Genomic DNA, 23,605 nt, shown 5'->3' with positions numbered 1-23,605 from the left:
ACTGATATCCTTTCCCTATACTTCAAATTTATATCCCATTCCCCAGATGGTCTTTATATAATCGCCCTTATCCCCCATCTTGTTCCTCAGTTTTTTTACATGGGTGTCGATGGTTCGGGCATCTCCAAAGTAATCGTAATTCCAGACATTGTTCAGTATCTTCTCCCTGGACAGGGCGATCCCCTGATTTTCCAGGAAATATGCCAAAAGTTCGAACTCCTTGTAGCTTAAATCAATGTCTTTGCCGTCAATGGTGACCTGATGGGCTGCTTTGTCAATGCAGATCCCTCCAACTTCCACTGCGTCTGCGGTAACGGCATTGCTGCGCCTTAATATGGCATCTACCCGGGCCACCAGGATCTTTGGGCTGAATGGTTTCGAAATATACTCATCCACTCCTAAGTCAAAGCCCTGAAGCTCGTCACGCTCTTCGCTTCTTGCAGTCAGCATGATGATGGGTACCTGGGAATATTTACGGATGGTTTTGCAGGTCTCCCAGCCATCCATTTTAGGCATCATCACATCCAGAATAATCAGTACAATGTCCTTTTGTTCAAAAAAGATATCCACGGCTTCTTCTCCATTGGAAGCCTCCACCACTGAAAAACCCTTTACGCTTAAAAAATCCTTTACCAGCTTTCTCATTCTGGCTTCATCATCCACTACCAATATCTTTAACTGTTCCATAATAACCTCCTGAAATCAGATCCTTTATATCACAAAGTATTTATTAGCCATATTGTATCAAATTGAAAGGCAGATTTCTACATTTTCACAGAGATTTCACACGGTTTGAAAAGAAATAGCTGATCACCAGATTATTCCCCCTGCATTGGAACCATATTCCCATTCCGGCAAAGCAAAAGACAGATGCACCGGAAGGAGCGCATCTGTCTTGTCATAAATAAAAACTATCTTAATTCAGTTGTAGGAATGGTGTCCATATCATCGAATGCCTGGTTCTCTCCGCCCATTGCCCAGATGAAGGTATAGCTGCTGGTACCTGCACCGGAATGGATGCTCCAGGATGGGCTGATCACTGCCTGCTCATTCTGCATAACAATGTGTCTTGTCTCATTGCCTTCGCCCATCATATGGAATACTACGTTGTTCTCTGGAATCTCGAAGTACATGTAGATCTCCATACGTCTTTCATGAGTATGGGACGGCATGGTATTCCATACGCTGCCCGGATCCAGAACGGTCATACCCATAGACAACTGGCAGGTCTCCAGTACATCCGGATGGATAAACTGGTTGATCACACGCTTATTTGATGTCTCCATAGCTCCAAGAGGCTTCTTTGCCGCCTTTTCAATAGGAATAAAGGTTGTCTTGCAGGCCTTATGGGCCGGTGCACTTACCATATAGAATTTTGCCGGGTTTGACCCATCTTCGCTTGAAAAGGTCACTTCTTTTGTTCCCTTTGTGATATATAAGCAGTCCTTATGTCCCATCTTGAACTCTTCCCCATCTGCAACGATCTTTCCGGCTCCTCCAATGTTGAAGATACCGACTTCACGTCTCTCAAGGAAATAGCTTGTACCAAAATTTTTCCAGATATCGATTCCCTTGTCAATGGAAACGGTCTCTGTTGTCGGCATACAGCCTAAGGTTACCATGCGGTCTACGTGAGAATATACGGCAACTACCTCATTGGCAATGTATAAATTTTCAATTAAAAATTCATTTCTGGTTTCTTCCGTTGTATAACGTTTAAAATCCTTCTGATTTGCTGAATAGCGGATATCCATTTATTAAAAACCTCCTTATTTAATTAGATTTGAAATAACTGACCATCTTCATGGTATCATAATGAGATTTTTAATTCAATATCTTCTTGGATATATCGTCAAAAAGAACATAAAACCCTGTTTTTCACCTGGAAAATGAACAAATACTTGATGAATGGTCCGGTTATTCCTGAGATAAAATTTTAAATTTGCTTACTTCTTCACGCAGCAAACCAGCTTGCGCGGAAAGCTCTTCACTGGAAGCGGAGCTTTGTTCCGCTGTAGCCGCATTGCTCTGCACTACCGCAGATATCTGGGTAATTCCATAGGTCACTTCATTCATGGCAAGGGCCTGTTCCTGGGATGCCTTTTCCACAGTTTCCATCAGTTCACGGACATGCCTTGCCTGATTGGAAACGTCCATGAGGATGTCTGCATTTTCCCGGGCGGTATCCATTCCCTCCTTTACAGCCTTGGAGGCATTTTCCACCAGCACAGACGTCCGTTTCGCGGCCTGGGCTGCCTTGGCGGCAAGGCTGCGTACTTCGTCAGCCACAATTGCAAATCCTTTGCCTGCCTCTCCTGCCCGGGCAGCTTCCACTGCTGCATTCAGCGCAAGCAGGTTCGTCTGGGAGGCAATTGAATCTACATCCTGGGTGATTTTACCAATTTCATCTGATGTTATTTTAATATCGTCCATTGCATTCAGCATCTGCTTCATTTTATCATTGCTTTCTTCTACCCGTCCTACGGTCTGTTCCACATATCCGGCTGCTTCATCTATGTGGACTGAGCTTTGCTCCACCTGTGCGGAAACCTCTGTTATAGATTCAGAAAGCCGTTCAATGGTTCCGGCCTGCTCAGTCGCTCCTGCAGCCAGCGCCTGGGCGGCGTCAGCCACCTGGGAAGAGCCTGCACTCACCTGGTCCGCAGACTGGTGAATGGCCCGCAGCGTCCCGTTGAGCTGCTGGTAAATCAGAAGAAGGGCGTCATGAATGGGCACAAAATCACCGGAATATTCTTTCTCCACAGGAAGCGTCATATCACCCTGTGCCATATGTTCCAAATGTATGGTAATATCATCTACTACCTCACGCATCTGGGTTATCAGTTCATCGGTTGCCTGAGACAGCACCTCCATCTCATCCTTTGTCTGGCTGATAAGTACGGGTGGCGTATGTACATCTCCTGCCGCCAAAAGCTTCAGACGGCCCGCAATGGGACTAAGGGGTGCGGTTATGCGGTTCAGCCGGACGGCAAGCACCAAAAGTCCGATCACACAGACACTCACGGAAACTCCAAGAAGCAGCAATATTTCAAATACCTTCTGCTTTTGGTAATTTACAACTGCACCGTCAATATCGTCAATATAATTTCCTGTGCTGATATACCAGTCATAGGGTTCAAATTTTAAGGTATAAGCCCTCTTTGCGAATGCGCCATCCTGGCCCGGTTTGGTAAAATAATAATTCGTATATCCTCCGCCAGGCTTTGAACCATTTCCGATCAAATTGCGGATATAATAATTTCCGGCAAGATCTTGTTCATCATACCGTTCTTTCCCTTCGTAATCGGGATTCATATGTACGGTACATAATCCTGCAGATGTATCCGCCCAGAAATAACCTTTTCCATCGCCGTAGCGGGTATCCCGCACAATGCTCTCCGCATTTTTACGCGCTTCCTGCTCTGTGATTTCGCCGTTTTCATAGCGTTTATAATTGGCATCCAACACGCTTACAAGGCTTTCCACCGCTGTTTTGATATTTACATCAAAACTTTGATAGCTTGAGTCAATCCAATTCTGATACGCTCGGTTCAAGCTTACGTAAAAAATTGCTGTTAATAGGAAAATCGTACTGAAAACCAAAACACTTACAAATAAAATTAGTTTGCCTCTTACCTGCAATCTGTATCTTTTCTGTTTATCCATGCTGTGCATCCTCCGTGATTGCATATACTTCTCTTTCATGCAATATCATACCTCGCCTGGGAAATTTGTCAATGCAACTTTGTACAGAATTGGGTGAAACTATTTCGTCATTTTCCTGCCTTTTTGGTAAAATGATTTGATAAATGAATTAATTATTTGAAATGATTATATTTTACCTATAATATAACCGGTTTGTTCCTGTCATGGTCCTGGGAAAATACAATTTAAATAAGAACATTGCCGGAAACAAAAATATGAGAAATAAACATGGGAGGGGTCATAAAAAACAAGTTATCCCGAAGTTTCTGCCCAGCCTTTAATGATACAAGGCATTTGCCTAAACTTCGGAATAACCTTTATAAATGACTAGATGTGAGAATACGATCCCTTTATGCTATGCGATTCTGTGAACTGACCATATGATTCCACCCGTATTGGCTCCTCCAAGATTGAGATTTAAGGACAAACCGCTTGATACATAGAACAATCCTACAACGTCACCAATGTTAAATACTGCATCACCAGCCAAAGTAACTGTTCCGTTGCCCAATACAGCCCTTAAAGTCAGGACAAGCACGTTGATGTTTAAAATCGGGAATAACCCGCTGACGATCGTATCGGTTGTAGGTGATGTCCTTGATACCGCAAACGACGGATTTACATTATTTCCGACGGAACCTGTAATTGCCAGTAATGTGGAATAGTTAATGGTCGCCTTTATAGAGTACCTTCCTGTTGCCGGTACCGTAAAGTTTCCTGTTGTAACGTTAAAACTGGCATCTCCATAGTAAGGAGCCGTTGTGGTCCAGTTTGTTATTTGCGTATCCGTTGATACTGTCAGAGTAGCCTTGAACGCGGAAAATCCTGTCGAGGCAAAATCGGGGCCGGTTGGGCCGGTTGGACCGGTATCTCCCTGCGGACCTGTTGGGCCGGTTGATCCTTGTGGGCCTGTTGGACCGGTTGGACCGATTAGTCCTTGCGGACCTGTTGGGCCGGTCGGACCTGTATCTCCCTGCGCGCCCGTTGGGCCAGTTGATCCTTGTGGCCCCGTTGGGCCGGTTGGGCCGATTAGTCCTTGCGGGCCCGTTGGGCCGGTCGGACCTGTATCTCCCTGTGGGCCCGTTGGGCCGATTAATCCTTGCGGGCCGGTTGGACCCGTATCTCCCTGTGGGCCCGTTGGGCCGATTAATCCTTGCGGGCCCGTTGGGCCGATCGGACCTGTATCTCCCTGCGCACCCGTTGGGCCAGTTGATCCTTGTGGTCCCGTTGGACCGGTTGAGCCGATTAGTCCTTGCGGGCCCGTTGGGCCTGTCAGACCTGTATCTCCCTGCGCGCCTGTTGGACCGGTCGGACCGGTATCTCCCTGTGGACCCATCGGGCCTGTGGGACCTGTATCTCCCTGCAGACCGGTCGGGCCGGTTGATCCTTGTAGGCCCGTTGGACCGGTTGGACCGATTAGCCCTTGCGGGCCCGTTGGACCAGTCGGACCTGTATCTCCCTGCGGACCTGTTGGCCCAGTTGATCCTTGTGGACCCGTTGGACCGATGGGGCCGATTAATCCTTGCGGGCCCGTTGGGCCTGTCGGACCTGTATCTCCCTGAGAACCGGTCGGGCCGGTTAATCCTTGTGGGCCCGTTGGACCTGTCGGACCAATTAGTCCTTGTGGGCCCGTTGAGCCGGTGGGACCTGTATCTCCTTGCGGGCCTGTTGGGCCGGTTGGGCCTGTTGGGCCTGTTGGCCCCGTATCTCCTTGTGGACCAGTTGGGCCGATTAGTCCTTGTGGGCCCGTTGGACCTGTATCTCCCTGCGGACCTGCCGGGCCGGTTGATCCTTGCGCTCCTATCGGGCCAGTCGCACCGATTAGTCCTTGCGGGCCGGTTGGACCTGTTGATCCTTGTGAGCCCGTTGGACCGATGGGACCGATTAATCCTTGCAGGCCCGTTGGGCCTGTCGGACCTGTATCTCGATACACTTCCAATAAAGCCCCACCAATAGAGTTTTTTGTATTTGTAGTACTTTTTATTTCTAAATCATAGACTATATCAAGTGAGTTATGGTGGTAGAGTTTGAAAAAAAATGATTTACAAAAAAAAGTAATTCCTAAAGAGTTGCAAATTGACATGCTAAATTTCTTTTTGAGAACATCAATTCCAAGAAAAATAAAAATGGAAAAAGAAAACAACTACAAAACAGACAACAAGTCTTCTATCAAAAATACAAAAAGATAGGAGATTTCAATGGGAAAGAAAAAGAATGTAACAAATGTATCAAAAAAAGAAATGACTGAAAACGTATCCGCTCCTCTTAACGTTTTAAGCAAAGCAGGTTATGCTTTATATGTTCGTGTATCAACCGAAGAACAAGCCAAACATGGCTTTTCTATCGCGGCTCAAATTGACAGATTAAAAAGCTATTGTGAAGCGTTCAAATTACCAATTTTCAATATCTATATGGATGACGGAAAAAGTGGAAAAGATATTGACGGCAGACCAGAAATGAAACGTCTTTTAAAAGACATTTACCAAAAAAAAATTAAAGGGGTTCTAGTTGTCAAAATCGACCGATTAACACGAAGCGTCAAAGACCTAATTACCCTAGTTGAAACATTTAATGAATATGGCTGCGACTTCATCTCTTTACAGGAAAGCATTGACACAACAACGGCAGTTGGAAGAATGTTTATTAAACTTGTCGGGATATTCGCTGAGTGGGAACGTGAAGTCATAGCAGAACGTACTGCTGAGGGGCTAAAACGAAAAGCAAAAGAGGGTTATCCATTATGGAAAGACTTTGCTAGTTATGGTTATGACCGTGAAAAACTGCAACTAATTCCTACGGTTAATGAAACCGAAGCAAAAAACGTGAAATGGATTTTTGAACAATTTGTATATCACAATAAATCTTTAACATGGATTGCAAAAGATTTAAACCGGCGAGGATTTCGGACGAAAAGAGGAAAACTATTTTCACACAAAAGCATAAAGTATATTCTAACAAATCCTATTTATATTGGTATACTTCGCTATTGCCGTGATAATGAGGAAAGATATCAGGAATCCGAAAGTAAAGCCCCTATTATCATCAAAATCGAATTATTTAACCTAGTTCAAAAGAAGCTTGATTCCATGGAAAAAAGACCACACACGAAACGAGCAAATGCAGAAAATTATTTTACAAGCGTTTTATATTGCGGTATTTGTGGGGCTAAAATGACCACTCACATAAAAGTTAAAAAACGGGTTGACGGTTCAGAGTATCAACTAAATGCATATAGATGCCCTAATAAATTATTAGGCAGTTGTGTTGCAAAACAAGTAAGCCATAAAAAAATTGAGGATAAATTCAAAGAGTATATATACGAAATGGATTTTGATAAATATGATATTCAAGAATTAGATTCTAATACTTACAGTGAGGAACAGGATAATATCCTTGAATTGCTTGAACAGTACGAAAATGAGTTGGACCGTCTGAATAACAAGACCAAAGATTTAAAAGAAAAGCTAATTGCTGATTTAATTTCATTTGAGGAATTTAGAGATTTAAAAAACGTTTGTGATTTAGAAATCAAAAATATTGAGCAGTTAATTGATGAATTACCAATCAAAAAAATTGATAACAATGATGAATTAACTTTAACTACTGAAAATATAATTTTAAATTTAAAGGAAAACTGGGAACTACTCACAGACGAAGAAAAACAAAATTTTCTAGTTACATTCATTGATAAAATACATATTATCAACAGAGTGAATAAAGATTCAAACACAACCGAAGGACTTTTGGAAATACTGGGAATCGACTTTTTAAAAAAAGAGTAATCACAATCACACAAAAAGCAGATGTCATACTGTTACATCTGCTTTTCATTTTACTTTTTATCTTTTTTCGAATCAATAATGCGAAATATTTCCTCTGTATCTTTGTCATAAAGTAATATTTCAAAATCGCAAGTCTTAGCAATATTATGAAAACTTGTAAATGGAAAGCTACTTTTCTCTAACTCATAAACTGAAATTGTCGATTCAGTCTTATTTATTTTTTCTCCAAGAGTCTTTTGTGACAAACCTTCTGTAACTCTCATATGCTTTATCATATCACCAATAGTTTTATCTACTATCTTTTTATCATTTAGTTTCATAGCAAAACCTCCCAAAGTATTTGCTATGATTATTACATAACTTTGCGTTGACACTCGAATGTCATTCGAGTTACAATGTTGTTGTAATCAATTTTTTAAACATTACGTGGTTTGTATTAGTGTTAAAATCTAAATTATTATAGGAGGATAACTTGGAAAATTGGTATTATTTGGACGAATTAACACAGTATATCAAAAATTATGAATATCCAGAGGAAATGAGGCTAATCGAAGATGGGAGTAGTGATATATTATCTTTTTTGGGTAGGATAGAATATAAAAGTTTTTGTTTTACTTTGTCAATGTATGAATCTGTACGAACTCCTATGTTTCATGCCGAACTTACTGAAGGTAGCGAAAATGGTTTTCTATTTATAAAAGTTGCAACAAAAACAACATTTCAATCAATTATTGATAGTATTTTGGAATATGATATATAAAAAGCAAGCGATTCAAAACCGCTTGCTTTTTTGTATACCTTCTTAATTTATAACAAAAAAGGGAGATATTTTCCTCCCCACCTCTTACGTTCTCAAAGAGCATTAGCCAGATAATATAAAATTGTTCTGACAATTATATATTATGTTTCTATGTAAAAAAGGTTACTAATTTAACTATTTAAAATCTGATTTATTTTTTTTATAGGAATAAAAGCAAACGACATAAAATCGCTTGCTTTTTTGTATGTACTAGATAATATCATCAAAATTAAAATCTAATGCTGAATTTTGTGAATCTGCTATTTGCCGTGAATCTGCTTCTTTTTGTTTTTCTTGTTTTGATTCTTCCGCTTTGAATTTTTTTTGATAGTTGCTAGAATACTGATACATTTTATGATTGATAAAGAACATCAATTCATCAGTAATGCGAAAAGCCTGAAATTCTCTAAAATTGGTATCTCTTAAAATGAAACGTCCCTTTATTTGTGGTATCTTTGTTGCCATGTCATTACCGAGCATAATCCGACTTGGTTCAGGGTCTACAAATCTGCCACATACACGACTTGATACATTATTTTTAATTTGCCCGTTGATGATTGTAGAATCTGGACGTTGCAAACCCATAATCAAATTGATTCCAACCGCCCTAGAAAGCCGTGTAAGCGTTTCTAAGCTATTTGTAATGGCTTTATTGGCTTCCTTATCACTGGACTTCATTAACTCTGCTAATTCATCGATAAACACGACAATACGGGGCATATAACGACCGCTAATCTGATTGTAGTCTTTGATATCTTCCACACGGGCTTCTCTGAGCATATCAAGTCTATCATTCGTTTCTTTGACCAAGCTATCAAGGAGAATTTTGATTTTGGGATAATCGCTATAGATTTCCACAACCTCATCAAAGGCAGCGAACGAAACACCACGTTTAAAGTCGATTAGTTTCACTATATAATCTTTGACAATGCTTTGATAAATAAGACACTTCATCACGGTTGATTTACCACTACCAGTTTCACCAGCTACAAAAGCATGTGGTGTACTGTTTAAATCAATCGTCACATAACCAAAATGGTCTACACCTAGAACATAATAATCTTTTTCCCGCATGTGTTCATCTAACCAAGGTATGTTATTTGGTAACGGCTTATTTTCAATCAAGATATCAACCGTATTTCTATTTTCTTGAAAATACTTTATCTTAACAATTTTCTTATTTAGATAGCTTTCTAATAGTGATTTTTTATTTTCCCATATTTCAACTGGAATTTTCGTTTGAAAGACAAGAGCTGTTATGTACTCGGTATCTTCTTGTCCTATAAAAACTGGACACTCTTCTTTTTTGATATAAAGCCCAATATCTTCAAACATTTTGTTATATTCCTCTCGTTTCTTACGCATAGGATACGTTCTTACTTTTACAACAAGACCCATGACAAAGAAAAAGGGAAGAGAACATAAGAACGTCATAAAAAGAGACATAATCATGTTATCACCATTAACCAAAGAATACAGATTTAATCCTGCTATTATTACTAAATATGTACCAAATGTTTTTTTGTATTCTGGCAGAAATGAAGCCCCCAAGTAAATTATATTCATTCAAAACCTCCTTTTATTTTTTCAACTCAACAAGATATAACCGCTTTAACAGGTCATATGTTTTCAAATTTACGATTATCTTTCGTTTTGATTTTTTTTCTACTTTGTCATAGACAACGGAGGCGTACCCCTTAGAATTGCAAATGATAAGATTAAGTTGTTTATAAATATCAAGTTTCTTCTTTCGTTTTAAATAACCGTTCTTATCTAAGAGTGAATAAAATTGCGTATTATCTATAATGATTTTATCGCCGGTTTCATATCTGTTATTTTTTAGGTGTTCTACAATTGCAAAATATTCTTGTAGTATCAAGTCTAATAGTTTTATATACGCCACCTCCTAAATTTTCGGGGTAGTTTAATATATGCACACATGAAAAAACAGGTATGTGCCAATACCCTTATTTTATTTTGACTTTACTATTCGTATAGATTTTTGTATTATTTTTGTTCTTGTGTCGTAGTTTTTCAGCGGTCTGATTTAAGCTTTTGTTTTTCTCATATTCCAATTTTGCAAATGCTCGGCGGAGGTCATGGCAAGCAAAGCCATTTGCGTTCATCTGGAGATAATTCGCTGAATAAAAAACCTTATCATTAGAATCATGAATCAATAATGATAGATTTTGATATAAGGTTTCATTTTCATTTTTTAAAATGATTACAGATTCCAAGTTGCCACCTTTGCCGATAAATGACATTTCAATTTTATCCGAATCAATCACACAATCATCTTTTCCTATCTGGGAAAGTTCCGATACTCTTAATCCTTTGTTAAGCATTGTTTGATATGATAGCTTTAACTTTTTATCACGTATCACCCGCATGTGATTATTGATATCCTTTAAATCTACCTCTTTTAATTTTCGTCGCTGTTTCTTTTTATCCAATTTCATGAGATTGAGTTTTAGCAAGAAATCATTATCTAATTTGATATCTTGAAACTCGCAGAATTTCAATAAAGCACTTTTATATTTGGAATACTGATTTTTATGTTTCATTGCTTCAAACTTATGTAAAATTAAATCAAAGTCAATATTTTTACAATCCATAATGTACTGGTCATTCAAAAGGGTATCAACACATTTTCGGTAGCTGATAGCCGACGATGCCGCCATTCCTTTTTTCAAAAAGGCTTCGTAATCTCGTAGTGTATTATATTTCATATAATCCCCTCTCATTACAACCCTTTTTTATCCATAGATATACTACGTATATCTATGTCTATTCCCTTATTTGTAAGTTACATCAAGAAAGCCCTGATAAATAGAGGATTGATGTTGTGTAATATGATATGAAATCCAGACGAAAAAAAATACACCTTTTTTGAGGTGTATTTTACTTAAAATTATCTACTATTCATTTGATTTGATAATGATTTCATGTTAGAATGTTCAGCAAGAAGATTTGTTTTTATAGGGGGGCTATTTAGGAACTGTACCTCCCTGTGAACCAGTTGGACCCGTTAATCCTTGTGGACCCGTCGGGCCTGTTGTTCCTTGTGGTCCTGTCGGGCCTGTCGCACCGATTAGTCCTTGCGGTCCTGTTGGACCTGTATCTCCCTGCGGACCTGTCGGGCCGGTTGATCCTTGTGGACCCGTTGGACCAGTTGGGCCGATTAATCCCTGCGGACCTGTTGGGCCCGTTGGACCGATTAATCCTTGCGCGCCCGTTGGGCCTATCGGACCTGTATCTCCCTGTGAACCAGTTGGACCCGTTAATCCTTGTGGACCCGTCGGGCCTGTTATTCCTTGTGGTCCTGTCGGGCCTGTCGCACCGATTAGTCCTTGCGGGCCGGTTGGACCTGTATCTCCCTGCAGACCTGTTGGGCCGATTAATCCCTGCGGACCTATTGGGCCCGTTGGACCTATATCTCCCTGTGGACCCGTCGGGCCAGTTGATCCTTGTGGGCCCGTTGGACCGGTCGGACCGATTAGTCCTTGCGGGCCTGTATCTCCCTGTGGACCCGTTGGGCCGGTTGATCCTTGTGGGCCGGTTGGGCCTGTCGGACCGATTAGTCCTTGCGAGCCTGTTGGACCTGTGGAACCGGTTGGACCGATTAACCCTTGCGGTCCTGTTGGGCCTGTATCTCCCTGTGGACCCGTCGGGCCTGTTGATCCTTGTAGGCCCGTTGGACCGGTCGGACCGATTAGTCCTTGCGAGCCTGTTGGACCTGCGGGACCTGTATCTCCCTGCGGACCGGTCGGGCCGGTTGATCCTTGTGGGCCTGTTGGACCGGTCGGACCGATTAGTCCTTGCGGACCGGTCGAACCTGTATCTCCCTGTAGACCCGTTAATCCTTGTGGACCGGTCGGGCCTGTTGTTCCTTGTGGTCCTATCGGACCAGTCTCACCGATTAGTCCTTGCGGTCCTGTATCTCCCTGTGGACCCGTTGGACCGGTTGCTCCTTGTGGGCCTGTTGGACCGGTTAGGCCGATTAATCCTTGCGGGCCCGTTGGGCCCGTTGCTCCCTGTGGGCCTATCGGGCCGATTGCTCCTTGTGGTCCTATCGGGCCGATTGCTCCCTGTGGGCCTATCGGGCCGACTGCTCCTTGTGGTCCTGTCGGGCCAGTTAATCCTTGCGGTCCTGTTGGACCTGTCGCGCCGATTAATCCTTGTGGCCCCGCTGGGCCGGTCGGACCTGTATTTCCCTGTGATCCCGTCGGGCCTGTTACTCCCTGGGATCCCGTCGGTCCGGTCGGACCTGTTACCCCCTGGAGCCCCGTTGGGCCGGTTGGACCTGTAGCACCTGTTGGACCCGGACAGCCTGAACAGCTTGGACCTGTTGGGCCCGTTGGGCCTGGGCACCCCCGTGGTCCCATGGGACCACGAGACCCTGTTTGACCCGTGGGACCTGGGCAGCCCCTTGGTCCCATGGGCCCCTGGGAACCTCTTGGGCCTGTAGGACCGGAACAGCAGCACCGGTTACAACCACAAACTTTTTCTGAACACTCCTGTCTTGTCACCGCCGGGTTATTTTCATGACCATCACTGGCATTTTGCATATTATGACACCCTTTCTGAAATCCCTAAAGGAACATATTATAATGTCAGCAATAATACGTTCCGGTTTTTAAGGACAATTTGATTTTTGTGCGGCAGCAATGATGTTAAAATTGCTCTTTAACCGTTCATTATCGGGTGCATATTGAAGAGCACTTTTTGCATGTTCCAGGGATTCCTCCGGCATACCCAGCCAAAAAGCAGCTATGGAGCAATAATCATCCGGGGTATAATCCCAGGAATATCCCATATTGACAAAGGTCCTCGACTTATCTTTTATCTTCAAAGCTTCTTTTGTCAAATAATACGCCATCGCCCAATCTTTTATTTCATAGCACATTTTAGAAAACTCCACATAGGGGTCACGCATATCAGGTACCTCTGCAATGGCTTTATAATACCAGGCGTATGCCCCTTTTAAATCTCCTATTTTATAACAGGATTTAGCAATCCAGCGCATTGCGGCACTTCGTTCATCACTCCACACGGCAGCCGGCAAAACAAGATATTCCTTAAGGGTCTCAATGCTTTTCCGCCACTGGCTCTTGTACATATATTCTCTGCCAAGATAATACCTCATCCTCTCATCCTCCGGGGCCTCCTGTACAGCAAGCTCCAAAAGGGGAAGATAAGAACCACGGGACTTTTCAGGGTCTGGGTAATGGCTGAGAACCATGCCCTCGATATATATGGTTTCAAGGGGCAATTGTCCTGTGTGTTTAAGAAATTCATGGACAGGGCATTTCCAGCGGAATCCCATCCGGCTGTGCACCTTAAAATAATAAAATTGCATATCAGGAGTCCCATCTTCCTTAAGACTCCAGTTATACAGGTATCTTCCCGTTCTTGCAGTGGGTATGGGTTTTTCCGGCTTGTGGTTAAGCCACGCCTCTTCAAGCTTTTTGCGCCAGCCTGGCTCAAATAATTCATCCAGGTCCGTACAGACGCAGATATCCACATCCTCAGGGACATGATCCAGCGAAATGTTCCGCGCCACATCAAACCTCCACGGCCTTACTATGTCCACATATACAACCGCACCCCGTTCTTTCAGTTTTTCAACGGTCCCATCTTCAGAACCGGTATCCGTGACCACAATCAAATCAGCCTCACTCATGGAGTCCATCCACTTATCTACAAAATGAACTTCATTTTTACAAATGGCATAAACACAAATTTTTAGCTTCATGAGGATTCCTCCGCTTTTTCCTGTTTTTTGATCCTGTCTTCAACCAGCAGCAGATTGTTCTGCAGCCTTGGGTTGGCCGGATCCATGCTGAGGGCCTTCTGGGCATAATCCCTGGCTTTCTCATACATGCCCATATTATAAGCGCTGATGGAGCCGTAATCATATAAAGCATATCCCCAGCCTTCCGGATCCACCAGATAGCTCCCTGTGCTTTCCGTGATGGTTAATCCCTTTTCTGCCATGGCATAGGACAGGGGCCAGTTTTTTTCCTTATAACCTGATTTTACCAGCGCAAGATATGGTTCCCGCACATCCGGGCATTCTGCCAGCGCCCGGAAAAGCCATGACCTGGCCTCTTTCATATTTCCCTTTTCTTCGTAGCATTGAGCGATAAAACGCATGGATGCACTTCGCTCCTCACTCCATCTAGCTTTTGGAAGGGAAAGATGCTTCTTCAAAATTTCAATTCCCTTGTCAAAATTTTTATAATACACATATTCTCTTCCAAGCCAGAACATAGCCCTGTCATTAAGGGGATTCTCCTCAACCGATAATTCCAAAAGGGGTAGATATTGGCTTCTGGGTTTTGACAAATCCGGATAATGATTAAGGACAATCCCCTTGATCCATGTGATTCTTTCAGAACCTGCGCCGGTGTATTCCAGTATCTCATGTACCGGATGCACCCAGCGGTAGCCATGGCGGCTGTGGATCTTTTCCATAGGATACTGCTTATTGGGTGTGCCGTCAGGATTACAGGCAAATGTAAATAAGTACCGTGCACGGGTGTGTCCCGGTTTCCATATGGATTCCAGTTTTTGCCTCCAACCAGGCTCAAAGACCTCATCTAAGTCGTTTGATACGCAGATATCCGCATCCTCAGGAGCATGACTTAATGCCACATTGCGGGCCGTGTCAAACCTCCACGGCGATATGGTCTCTTCATAAACGATGGCTCCTCTTTCCCGAAGCCGTTCAACCGTATGATCCGTTGAGCCTGTGTCCGTTACAATGACGGCATCGGCTTCGGATACAGCATCCATCCAGCGGTCTACAAACTGTTCCTCGTTTTTACTGATTGCATATACGCAAATTTTATATTGGTTCACTTCCACCGACTCCTTTAACATTTTTGATCGCCTAATTTTATTCTGCTAGATTCAATATATGCATCTTGCAGCACATCTTGTGAAGAAACGGCTTTTGTGGACAATCAGTGGATTGCACTCCGGCTTCCCTTAAATTTCACCTTAGGATAAACACCTTTGCTTTTAGCTATGGAATTCCTACCTGCAGGTCCCGCCGGAACTTGACCGTAAGTATACGTCCCTTGCCGGGAAACAAAAAAACCGGCATTAGGCCGGCTTCAGACTGTAAACAAAGTATCAACTTCCTGATTTCATTAATCCCACAGTTGGATTTAAACCTGCTTCTCACACATAATTTCTGCCACTGCCTGTTTCCAGTATTTTTCCGGGACATCGGGCCATATACAATTTCCAGTTTCATCATCGCATAATGACATTGCCCTTTCCAGCACTGTACTGTGCGGTATATTTCCGTTGCGTAATAGATTTTCAGTGACAATACACCAATATGGCGCATGAAGATCCAGCCCTGATGCATGAAGATCCTCTACTACCTTTTCTACATCATATGCAAGGCTGACAAACTCTTCTTTCCATTGATTGTCCATTTCGTGCAATATCATAAACTGTGACTTTCCGCTGCTATGCATGGGAAGTCCTACTGCCCCTGGATTTAACACCATGTTCCCTTTATTCTCGATTTTACCCTGAAAATGGGTATGTCCGCATAATATAATAGAGGAATCGCTCCTCTCCATCATCTCCAATGTTTCATCATTGTCCTGTAACAGCTTCTGATTTGTTTTGTAAGGGGAACCATGGCATATTGTTATCTGAGGCATATTTCCCAACGTAATATTCTGAGATATTGGCAATCCTTTAAAAAAATCCATGTCTCTTTCAGTCAAATTCTTATATGCATACAGCAAACAACCGGTTGTTGAATCATGTTCCTGCCAAACAAACCGGTTATTCTGGTAACCGATCCAGTAATCTTCCTTATTTCCCTTAATAAAATAACATTCATACTCAGCGGACAATTCATAAATCCTTTCCATGGTTTTTTGCGGATAGGCCAGTTCACCCACATAATCGCCTAAAAAAATAAATGTCCTTATATCCTTTGATAATGCGTAATCAATGCATGTTTCTAATGCTATGTAATTGCTGTGAATATCCGATAAAACCGCTACAGCCATTTCCTCATCGCCCCCATAATTCCAATTTCTTAATTGTAAAATAATTCATAAATCCCATTGATAAGGACTGCCAAATAACCAAAATGAGAAGTTCCATTAACTTCTCATTCTCATTTGATTTCACAGGCCCTCCGGCCTCTATCCCTTTATTCTAAAAAGCTTATGGCTATAAATATTTACTGTATTCTCCAACTGGAAAAGGATTCTCCAGACCTAACACTCTTGGTCATAAGCCTGTGTCATTAATGATAAATCCCATAATCATTCCCATATGGGTGTGAAGATGCCTGAACTGTGCCAGGATCAGAGTAAATCTAATATATTCACAATCCGGCGGAGTTTCCCTTAACTGATGATCTGTTAATTGTGAAAGATAAGTTTTTATTTTTACCTGGATATCAGCAAAATAATGATTGATTTCTTCCTTTGAAAGATATCTGCTTGAGCTTGCCTCTAAGCTGTTTAAATCTTTTTCATGGATATCCGGCTCTTTATACTCCTTATCGCTTGGATTGATAAACCTTGAGGAAATTCCGGCTCATAAGTCCAGCTTTGAGCCTTGCCATAAACGGATCTGCGGATTGAACGCCGGGAGTCTTGAATATTTTTATATTGAGAATATAGATTTAATATCTCTGCATAACTTTTTAGAAACCCCATTGATAATCAATTCTTCTACTGCAGAAATACTTGCAATAAAACAAACCAAAACAGTTGTTGGGTATAATCCTAATCCAATATACAGAAACGGGAAACAAAACAAAGCGATTCCCGTTGCCTTATTCCCATAAGTGTGTAAAAAAGCCAACTGTTTATATCGTATAAAACCAATTCCCAAGGATGTCAGGCGAATGGCAGCGATCAAAATGATCCAATATATGCCCCATAAAGGCAATTCAAAAGCAGGGACAAATATAAGCAGCAGAACCGTGACCATAAACGCATCTGCAATGCTATCCAGAATCTGGCCCTTTTTGCTTACCATATTCATCTTACGCGCAATCATTCCGTCTAAAACATCGCTGATACCACATAAAACATATATAATGAGAAATTGTCCTGAAAATGGTTTTATAGCCAGCAAAGCCACTGTTCCTAATATTCTTGTTAAGGTAATCCAGTTGGGAATGTTCTTCATTCGAACCTCCGGCATCTAAATAAAAATAAAATTCCCTATAAGTTCCTGTTTGACAAAGTATTTTATAACCATCGGTATTTTACATCATAGGCACAAAGCTGCCGTCTTGGTCAAATGACTATATTCTCTTTTTATATGGCGCTTTCCGCCGTCTGAAGCCGGCATGATACCGGCTTCTTAGGCAGTCCTCAGCCGGATATTCAGTTTTATTCAGCCTTTACGCCATATACCACTTCATAAATTTCTTTCTTATAGGGCCAAAATTCCTCTTCTGTCACAGGCTTTCCATGGCTCATGATCCACAATGGAGTGGGCCTGTCCACAGGTTTTAAAGGCATCTGCTCATAGTGAAACGTATTGGGGTGAAAACCCAGCCTGCTGTAAAAGCTTGCCCTGCTCCTGGTCATGGGATCCTTTTCTGTGATTGGTTCTATTTCCAAAAACACAGGCTTTTCTGTTTCTTTCATGACCTCCTGCACCAACTGTTTTCCATATCCTTTTCCCCTGCACGCTTCCGTAGTCGCCAGATGCTCTAAAAATACACAGGAGGGTAAGTCCCAGTATCCAAGAAATGCCAGAATCTTTCCTTCCTCTTCTATGACTCGTACTCCATAACAGGGATTACCGAAAACCCTTTTCTGATCGTCTTTGGTCCGGCGCTCAATGTCAGGAAATGACTCCTTATAAATCCGGTATATTTCCTCAAAACGGGTCTGCGGGGTTTTTAACAACATAATATCAATCTCCTAATCCTTTATCTATAATAGTTTCTGTCTATAAGTGTATCATCTTCTCCCAAAAGAAGCAATGGAAAAGCCTGCCCCTTGTTCCCGGGGCAGGCTGCTCTTCCTTTTAATCTTTACTATTTAATGGTGATTCTGCCCTGTCCTGCCGGATTTGCATAATCAGCCCCTACATTTCCGCCTAAATTGCTGCGGATGTAAGCAGAAAGCAGATCTACATCAGTCAACACATCATCCAGGAGAACCTTGCTTCCCTTAAACATGGTCATGCCGTCACCGGCGGACTTTAACATGTAGTTATGAGAGGCAACCTTATAAGCTTTATTCACATCAAGAGGAGCACCGCCTACCATGATATCGGTTACCCGGTATGCTCCGTTTACTTTCACAAAATTGCCCTTTTCGTCTAACTGCACATTGGAAGTCTTGGAGGTATCAATGGTATAGGTAAGACCTGATACCTGAAGGAACCCGCCGTTCTCCTGCGGACAGTTCCTTGATGCCATTTCCAGGGCATCCTTGATCTGCTGGCCGGTTGCTTCCACAACACAGCCCATATTTCCGAACGGGAATACGGTAAGGGTATCATTGTAAGTGATGTTTCCGGCCTTTATGCTGGCTCTCACGCCGCCGCCGTTGGAAAAGCCAATATCTGCTCCAAGTACATAACGGTATGCATCGGCACACAGATCACCAAGGTTTGTCTCTGCGCTTCTGACCGCACGGTTTCCGGTGGCCGGATCATTGACCGTAAGTTCCACATCCGTATGTCCGATCACAGTCTTTAATGTCTCATTGTACTGAGCCTGGATCGCCTTTATGAACTGGTCTGTATCGTAGTCAATGGCCTTTCCATCAGCCGTCACAGCGCTCTTGCCTGGAATTACAAGCTGGACTCCCACAGTAAGGACATTTGGATCCTTAATCTTGTCCCTGTTTGCTTCATAGATTTCCTTCCAGCGGTTATAAGAACCTAATTCTTTCTTTGCAATCCTGCTTAAGGAATCACCGCTTTTTACCGTATAAGAACTGGTACCTGCTCCTGCTGAAACCTGTGAAACCAGCTCGCTGGTGATGGTTCCGTCGGTGCGGAGAGTCAGTTTTCCTATGTTCTCTAACTTTGTACCTGTCTGGGTAAGAAGCACGTCCTGGCCATCCTTATTTTTTACGTACTTTCCATATTCCTCATGGGAATGGCCGTCAATTAATGCATCAATGCCTGTGGTATTCTTGATCACGCTGTCAGAGGTCCAACGGTCTGTTGTCCCGTTTTCGCCCAAATGGCCTACCAGGATTACGTAATTAGCCCCTTCTGCCCTTGCGCCGTTTACAGCGGACTGGATCTGGGTGTAGAGCTTTTGCCCGTTTTCATCTTCACAGAAACCATAAATGTAATTTCCGTTTCCATCCTGGAAATAAGCCGGTGTGGATTTGGTAAAGCTTTCCGGCGTAGTAGCTCCTACAAATGCAACCTTCGTATCTCCGTATGTAAAAATCTTATAAGGAGCAAATACCGTGGAGCCTGTCCTTAAATCCATGAAATTGCTGGAATGGTAGCCGCAGCTTAACTTTCCTGCCAACTCCAGGAAACGGGGCATCCCATAGTCATACTCATGATTGCCAGGCACGGCGAAATCATAACCGACCTTATTCATAATGTCGATCAAATACCCTCCGTCTGACAGTGTTCCGATGGGTGCGCCCTGAATAGCATCTCCGGCATCAACCAGCGTCACATAAGGAGTCTGGGCCTGCATCTCTTTTTTATAGAGAGCCAATCCCGCATATCCTATGTTGCCATCGACCCCGCAGTGGACATCGTTGGTGTAAAGGACTACAATATCCCGGTCTGCTGCCAGAGAGGAAAAGGATATGCCCGTCGTCAGGGACATGACCATGAGCAGAGCCAGCCATAGTGACAGAAACCTTCTTTTCTTACTTCCTTTCATTTTTGAAACCCTCCTTTTGAAAAGTACATTTTCCTCTATTATATCAGATAAATGTAAAATTAGTATATAATTATTTCGATATTTTTCTATAATTTCACCTCTTTCTCAGGCTTTTTCATTAATTAAGGTGACATAAATACAAAAAAAGGATGTCCATCCGCCTTAAACTGACATTTTCGGCAGAGGGACATCCCTCATGACTCAATTATTCGTTTTCTTCCCTGATTTCTATTCCCAATTCCACAAGTTGTTTTGTATCCACCTGCCCAGGTGCCTCTGTCATCAGGCAGGAGGCATCCTTTACCTTGGGGAACGCGATCACATCACGGATGCTGTCTGCGCCCACCATCAGCATGATCACCCGGTCCAGGCCGTAAGCAAGCCCCGCATGAGGAGGAACGCCATATTTAAACGCCTCCAGGAGGAAGCCGAACTGATCCTTGGCCTCTTCCTTTGTAAAGCCCAGTACTTCAAACATCCTGGACTGGATATCGCTTTGATGGATACGGACAGAACCACCACCCAGCTCCGTGCCGTTTAACACGATATCATATGCCTTTGCCCGGATAGCGCCCGGATCTGTGTCAATAAGCGCCCAGTCTTCATCCATTGGCATGGTAAAGGGATGGTGCATGGCGGTAAAGCGTCCCTGCTCCTCGGAATACTCAAGCAGCGGAAATTCCGTTACCCATAAGAACTTAAAGACATCCTTTTTCAAAAGGTCAAGCTGTCTTGCCAGCTCCAGCCTTAAATTTCCAAGTACGTCAAATACTACCTTGTCCCTGTCTGCGGCAAATAAAAGTAAGTCTCCCGCCGTTGCTCCCATTGCTTCTGCCAGAGTGTGAAGCTCCTCCTCTGTCATGAATTTTGCAAAAGAACATTTATAGGTTCCGTCTTCATTCACAGCCAGATAAGCCAGTCCCTTAGCACCAAAGCCCTTTGCATATTCTACCAGTGCATCGATCTTTTTACGCGGCATGGCCCCCTGTCCCTCAGCATTGATGCCACGGACAGAACCGCCGTTTTCCAGTGCGCCCTTGAACACTGCAAATTCCGTGTCCTTTACCACCTGAGAAACATTCTTAAGCTCCATTCCAAAACGCATATCCGGCTTGTCGGAGCCAAAGCGGTCCATGGCCTCTCTCCAGGTCAGCCTCGTAAGGGGAAGCTGAATATCAAAATTGCAGATCTCTTTAAATAATTTCTTTAACAGCCTTTCGTTGACTTCCAGTACGTCCTCCACATCCACAAAGGACAGCTCCATGTCGATCTGGGTGAATTCCGGCTGTCTGTCGGCACGTAAGTCCTCGTCACGGTAGCATCTGGCCAACTGGAAGTAGCGGTCATAGCCGGAGCACATGAGAAGCTGCTTAAATAGCTGGGGAGACTGAGGCAGGGCATAGAAAGAGCCTGGGTGAACACGGCTTGGAACCAGATAATCCCTGGCGCCTTCCGGCGTGCTCTTAATGAGGGTGGGGGTCTCGATCTCTAAAAATCCCTCTTCCGCTAAAAATGCCCTTGTTAAGGTGGCGACCTGGCTTCTCACCCTGAGGTTTCTCTGGATATCCGGTCTTCTAAGATCCAGGTAACGGTATTTTAACCGCAGTTCTTCTTTTGTCTTGCTGTTCTCTTCAATGGGGAAGGGAGGTGTTTCGGATTCGGAAAGGATCCTTAAGCTCTTTGCCCGCACTTCAATGCCGCCTGTTGCCAGGTTCTCATTAACGCCTCCGGCCCTGTTTTCCACTTCACCGGTCACTGCGATGACAAACTCGCTCCTTAACTTTTCAGCCTTTGCAAAGCTTTCTGCTCCGCAGTCGCTTTCTTCAAAAATGATCTGCAGGATCCCGGAACGGTCTCTTAAATCAACGAAAATGATCCCTCCCTTATTCCTGCTTTTCTGAACCCAGCCCATAATCGTGACTTCACTGCCCACATTGGCCTTCGTAACCTCTGTGCATCTATGGGATCTTTTTAAGCCTAACATTGATTCTGCCATAATTTCCTCTTTCCTGCCCATGCTATTTGGGCATATAGGTATGCCCTTGGGCGTTCCTCTTTCCTGCCCATGCTATTTGGGCATATAGGTATGCCCTTGGGCGTTCCTCTTTCCTGCCCATGCCATTTGGACATATAGGTATGCCCCTTGGGCGTTCCTCCTGATCTGTTTATTTAAATGCGTCTTTATAAAATTCCTTAAACTGTGTATATCCTTCCTTCTGAAGGCTTTCTTTCTGGAATTTTTTATTTTTATTCATCTGGGAAACCAGAACGGTCACACCCTTTGCCCGTTCTTCCATTGCCTCTTTAATGGCCCCGTTCATCACCTCATCACTGACACCCTTTTCAATCAGGAATGCCACCTTATCTTCCTTTCCGGGAACCGTGAAGCCCTCATCCATGAGGATGGTGATGATCCGTTCAAACCCAATGGAAAAGCCGCAGGCAGGTGTATCCATGCCCGTGAATTTGCCGATCATCTTATCATAACGGCCGCCGCCGCCTACAGAGCCTGGGAAGCCCTCCACCTGGATCTCAAAAATAGTTCCTGTGTAATAGGACATCCCTCTCACCAAAGTGGGGTCAAAGACGATGTGAAACTGGCTGGTGGAAATCTGGCTCACGCTGTCGATAATAGCTGCCAGGTTCTCCGCCTGTTCCTGATCCATGGCATCCTTTAAGGCTTCGCCCAGGCTGCGCACGCCGGAAGCATCGGGAGTCACTGATTCAAAAAGGGATAAATATTTTTTGATATTTCCCTCGTCATACCCAGCTTCCGCCAGCTCCTTTGCCACGCCCTCGCTGCCGATCTTGTCCATTTTATCCAGAATGATGAATACCTGGTCATAAGCTTCTTCCGGAAAGCCGCAGAAGGCAGCCATTCCCTTTAAAATATTCCGGTCGTTGATCCTTACGGTATATCCTTTAAAGCCGATCTTTCCAAGGAGGGTGGTTGTAGCCAGGATGAGTTCGATCTCCGCAAGCCTGGTGGAATCTCCCAATATGTCAATGTCGCACTGGACAAACTGTCTGAAACGCCCTTTCTGGGGACGGTCCGCCCTCCATACGCTTCCCATCTGAAGGGATTTAAAAGGCGCAGGAAGAGCCGCCGCATTGTTGGAATAATATCTGGATAAGGGAACGGTCAGATCATACCGGAGGCCGCTGTCAACCAGATCGTTTTCCGCCTGTGCGGTCTCCAGATTCAGCTTTTCTCCCCGCTTCATGATCTTAAAAATCAGCTTTTCATTGTCCCCGCCCTGTTTGCTGGTCAGGTTCTCAATGTGCTCCACGCAGGGAGTCTCGATAGAATGAAAGCCGAAGCCGTCATAGGTTTCACGTATCTGGTTCATCACATATTCCCGCACCTGCATCTCGGCGGGAAGAATATCCTTCATTCCGGTAACCGGTTTCTTTTTTAATGCCATCTCGTTCACTCCGTTATTTTCT

18 protein-coding genes are annotated in these 23,605 nt (G+C 43.5%); 3 read left to right on the top strand and 15 right to left on the bottom strand.

The window, feature by feature from the left end:
* Positions 1 to 15 precede the first annotated feature (15 nt).
* The 3 genes from ACYVD3_RS12825 to ACYVD3_RS12815 all read right to left on the bottom strand — a co-directional run bounded on the left by ACYVD3_RS12825 (position 16) and on the right by ACYVD3_RS12815 (position 3,666).
* A complete protein-coding gene (locus tag ACYVD3_RS12825; protein ID WP_460642914.1) occupies positions 16 to 687 on the bottom strand; it encodes a response regulator transcription factor in 672 nt (223 codons plus the stop codon).
* A 224-nt stretch (positions 688 to 911) separates the two neighbouring features.
* Complete coding sequence (gene kduI / locus ACYVD3_RS12820) at positions 912 to 1,754, bottom strand: 5-dehydro-4-deoxy-D-glucuronate isomerase (RefSeq protein WP_460642913.1); 843 nt, start codon at positions 1,752 to 1,754, stop codon at positions 912 to 914.
* A 163-nt stretch (positions 1,755 to 1,917) separates the two neighbouring features.
* Positions 1,918 to 3,666: a methyl-accepting chemotaxis protein gene (locus ACYVD3_RS12815; RefSeq protein WP_460642912.1), complete on the bottom strand. Its 1,749-nt coding sequence runs from the start codon at positions 3,664 to 3,666 to the stop codon at positions 1,918 to 1,920.
* A gap of 2,066 nt (positions 3,667 to 5,732) precedes the next feature.
* Here ACYVD3_RS12815 and ACYVD3_RS12810 point away from each other — a divergent pair.
* Together ACYVD3_RS12810 and ACYVD3_RS12805 are read left to right on the top strand one after the other, a co-directional pair.
* Complete coding sequence (locus ACYVD3_RS12810) at positions 5,733 to 5,894, top strand: hypothetical protein (protein WP_460642911.1); 162 nt, start codon at positions 5,733 to 5,735, stop codon at positions 5,892 to 5,894.
* Positions 5,895 to 5,903: 9 nt separating this feature from the next.
* The gene (locus ACYVD3_RS12805; protein ID WP_460642910.1) at positions 5,904 to 7,487 is read left to right on the top strand and encodes a recombinase family protein; all 1,584 of its coding nucleotides are present in this window, start codon (positions 5,904 to 5,906) and stop codon (positions 7,485 to 7,487) included.
* Between the two features lie 50 nt (positions 7,488 to 7,537).
* Here the strand turns inward: ACYVD3_RS12805 and ACYVD3_RS12800 are convergent, their stop codons facing one another.
* Positions 7,538 to 7,807, bottom strand: a complete 270-nt coding sequence (locus ACYVD3_RS12800; RefSeq protein WP_460642909.1) for a helix-turn-helix domain-containing protein — start codon at positions 7,805 to 7,807, stop codon at positions 7,538 to 7,540.
* A gap of 152 nt (positions 7,808 to 7,959) precedes the next feature.
* Here ACYVD3_RS12800 and ACYVD3_RS12795 point away from each other — a divergent pair, with 152 nt between their 5' ends.
* A complete protein-coding gene (locus ACYVD3_RS12795) occupies positions 7,960 to 8,247 on the top strand; it encodes a hypothetical protein (RefSeq protein ID WP_460642908.1) in 288 nt (95 codons plus the stop codon).
* A 249-nt stretch (positions 8,248 to 8,496) separates the two neighbouring features.
* On the opposite strand, the gene ACYVD3_RS12790 is transcribed toward ACYVD3_RS12795, so the two are convergent.
* From ACYVD3_RS12790 to hisS, 11 genes are all read right to left on the bottom strand, one after another.
* The gene (locus tag ACYVD3_RS12790) at positions 8,497 to 9,852 is read right to left on the bottom strand and encodes an FtsK/SpoIIIE domain-containing protein (protein ID WP_460642907.1); all 1,356 of its coding nucleotides are present in this window, start codon (positions 9,850 to 9,852) and stop codon (positions 8,497 to 8,499) included.
* 13 nt (positions 9,853 to 9,865) lie between these two features.
* Complete coding sequence (locus ACYVD3_RS12785) at positions 9,866 to 10,189, bottom strand: TcpK family conjugal transfer DNA-binding protein (RefSeq protein WP_460642906.1); 324 nt, start codon at positions 10,187 to 10,189, stop codon at positions 9,866 to 9,868.
* 64 nt (positions 10,190 to 10,253) lie between these two features.
* Positions 10,254 to 11,015 (bottom strand): hypothetical protein, encoded by a 762-nt coding sequence (locus ACYVD3_RS12780; protein WP_460642905.1) that lies wholly within the window; start codon positions 11,013 to 11,015, stop codon positions 10,254 to 10,256.
* Positions 11,016 to 12,922: 1,907 nt separating this feature from the next.
* Positions 12,923 to 14,041, bottom strand: coding sequence for a tetratricopeptide repeat-containing glycosyltransferase (locus ACYVD3_RS12775; protein WP_460642904.1), 1,119 nt, complete (start codon positions 14,039 to 14,041; stop codon positions 12,923 to 12,925).
* Positions 14,038 to 15,171 carry a tetratricopeptide repeat-containing glycosyltransferase gene (locus ACYVD3_RS12770; protein ID WP_460642903.1) on the bottom strand — a complete coding sequence of 378 codons (1,134 nt, stop codon included), beginning with the start codon at positions 15,169 to 15,171 and terminating at the stop codon, positions 14,038 to 14,040. Before ACYVD3_RS12770 ends, ACYVD3_RS12775 begins: the two co-directional genes overlap by 4 nt.
* Positions 15,172 to 15,461: 290 nt before the next feature.
* The gene (locus tag ACYVD3_RS12765) at positions 15,462 to 16,328 is read right to left on the bottom strand and encodes a metallophosphoesterase family protein (protein ID WP_460642902.1); all 867 of its coding nucleotides are present in this window, start codon (positions 16,326 to 16,328) and stop codon (positions 15,462 to 15,464) included.
* Between the two features lie 607 nt (positions 16,329 to 16,935).
* Positions 16,936 to 17,466, bottom strand: coding sequence for a CDP-alcohol phosphatidyltransferase family protein (locus tag ACYVD3_RS12760; protein ID WP_460642901.1), 531 nt, complete (start codon positions 17,464 to 17,466; stop codon positions 16,936 to 16,938).
* 206 nt (positions 17,467 to 17,672) lie between these two features.
* Positions 17,673 to 18,200: a GNAT family N-acetyltransferase gene (locus ACYVD3_RS12755; protein WP_460642900.1), complete on the bottom strand. Its 528-nt coding sequence runs from the start codon at positions 18,198 to 18,200 to the stop codon at positions 17,673 to 17,675.
* A 128-nt stretch (positions 18,201 to 18,328) separates the two neighbouring features.
* Positions 18,329 to 20,158 carry a 5'-nucleotidase C-terminal domain-containing protein gene (locus ACYVD3_RS12750; protein WP_460642899.1) on the bottom strand — a complete coding sequence of 610 codons (1,830 nt, stop codon included), beginning with the start codon at positions 20,156 to 20,158 and terminating at the stop codon, positions 18,329 to 18,331.
* A 205-nt stretch (positions 20,159 to 20,363) separates the two neighbouring features.
* Positions 20,364 to 22,154 carry an aspartate--tRNA ligase gene (gene aspS / locus ACYVD3_RS12745; RefSeq protein ID WP_460642898.1) on the bottom strand — a complete coding sequence of 597 codons (1,791 nt, stop codon included), beginning with the start codon at positions 22,152 to 22,154 and terminating at the stop codon, positions 20,364 to 20,366.
* 169 nt (positions 22,155 to 22,323) lie between these two features.
* Complete coding sequence (gene hisS, locus ACYVD3_RS12740; protein WP_460642897.1) at positions 22,324 to 23,583, bottom strand: histidine--tRNA ligase; 1,260 nt, start codon at positions 23,581 to 23,583, stop codon at positions 22,324 to 22,326.
* Positions 23,584 to 23,605: the final 22 nt, after the last annotated feature.

It is taken from the genome of Lacrimispora brassicae (genome assembly GCF_054772055.1).
Note: the sequence above shows the minus strand (reverse complement) of the source record. Positions and strands in the feature narration are given on the sequence as shown.

What these genes read in the sequence shown, in the direction of transcription:
- ACYVD3_RS12825 (WP_460642914.1), bottom strand. Translation starts at nt 687, where the DNA reads ATGGAACAGTTAAAGATATTGGTAGTGGATGATGAAGCCAGAATGAGA.
- kduI (WP_460642913.1), bottom strand. Translation starts at nt 1,754, where the DNA reads ATGGATATCCGCTATTCAGCAAATCAGAAGGATTTTAAACGTTATACA.
- ACYVD3_RS12815 (WP_460642912.1), bottom strand. Translation starts at nt 3,666, where the DNA reads ATGGATAAACAGAAAAGATACAGATTGCAGGTAAGAGGCAAACTAATT.
- ACYVD3_RS12805 (WP_460642910.1), top strand. Translation starts at nt 5,904, where the DNA reads ATGGGAAAGAAAAAGAATGTAACAAATGTATCAAAAAAAGAAATGACT.
- ACYVD3_RS12800 (WP_460642909.1), bottom strand. Translation starts at nt 7,807, where the DNA reads ATGAAACTAAATGATAAAAAGATAGTAGATAAAACTATTGGTGATATG.
- ACYVD3_RS12790 (WP_460642907.1), bottom strand. Translation starts at nt 9,852, where the DNA reads ATGAATATAATTTACTTGGGGGCTTCATTTCTGCCAGAATACAAAAAA.
- ACYVD3_RS12780 (WP_460642905.1), bottom strand. Translation starts at nt 11,015, where the DNA reads ATGAAATATAATACACTACGAGATTACGAAGCCTTTTTGAAAAAAGGA.
- ACYVD3_RS12775 (WP_460642904.1), bottom strand. Translation starts at nt 14,041, where the DNA reads ATGAAGCTAAAAATTTGTGTTTATGCCATTTGTAAAAATGAAGTTCAT.
- ACYVD3_RS12770 (WP_460642903.1), bottom strand. Translation starts at nt 15,171, where the DNA reads ATGTTAAAGGAGTCGGTGGAAGTGAACCAATATAAAATTTGCGTATAT.
- ACYVD3_RS12765 (WP_460642902.1), bottom strand. Translation starts at nt 16,328, where the DNA reads ATGGCTGTAGCGGTTTTATCGGATATTCACAGCAATTACATAGCATTA.
- ACYVD3_RS12760 (WP_460642901.1), bottom strand. Translation starts at nt 17,466, where the DNA reads ATGAAGAACATTCCCAACTGGATTACCTTAACAAGAATATTAGGAACA.
- ACYVD3_RS12755 (WP_460642900.1), bottom strand. Translation starts at nt 18,200, where the DNA reads ATGTTGTTAAAAACCCCGCAGACCCGTTTTGAGGAAATATACCGGATT.
- ACYVD3_RS12750 (WP_460642899.1), bottom strand. Translation starts at nt 20,158, where the DNA reads ATGAAAGGAAGTAAGAAAAGAAGGTTTCTGTCACTATGGCTGGCTCTG.
- aspS (WP_460642898.1), bottom strand. Translation starts at nt 22,154, where the DNA reads ATGGCAGAATCAATGTTAGGCTTAAAAAGATCCCATAGATGCACAGAG.
- hisS (WP_460642897.1), bottom strand. Translation starts at nt 23,583, where the DNA reads ATGGCATTAAAAAAGAAACCGGTTACCGGAATGAAGGATATTCTTCCC.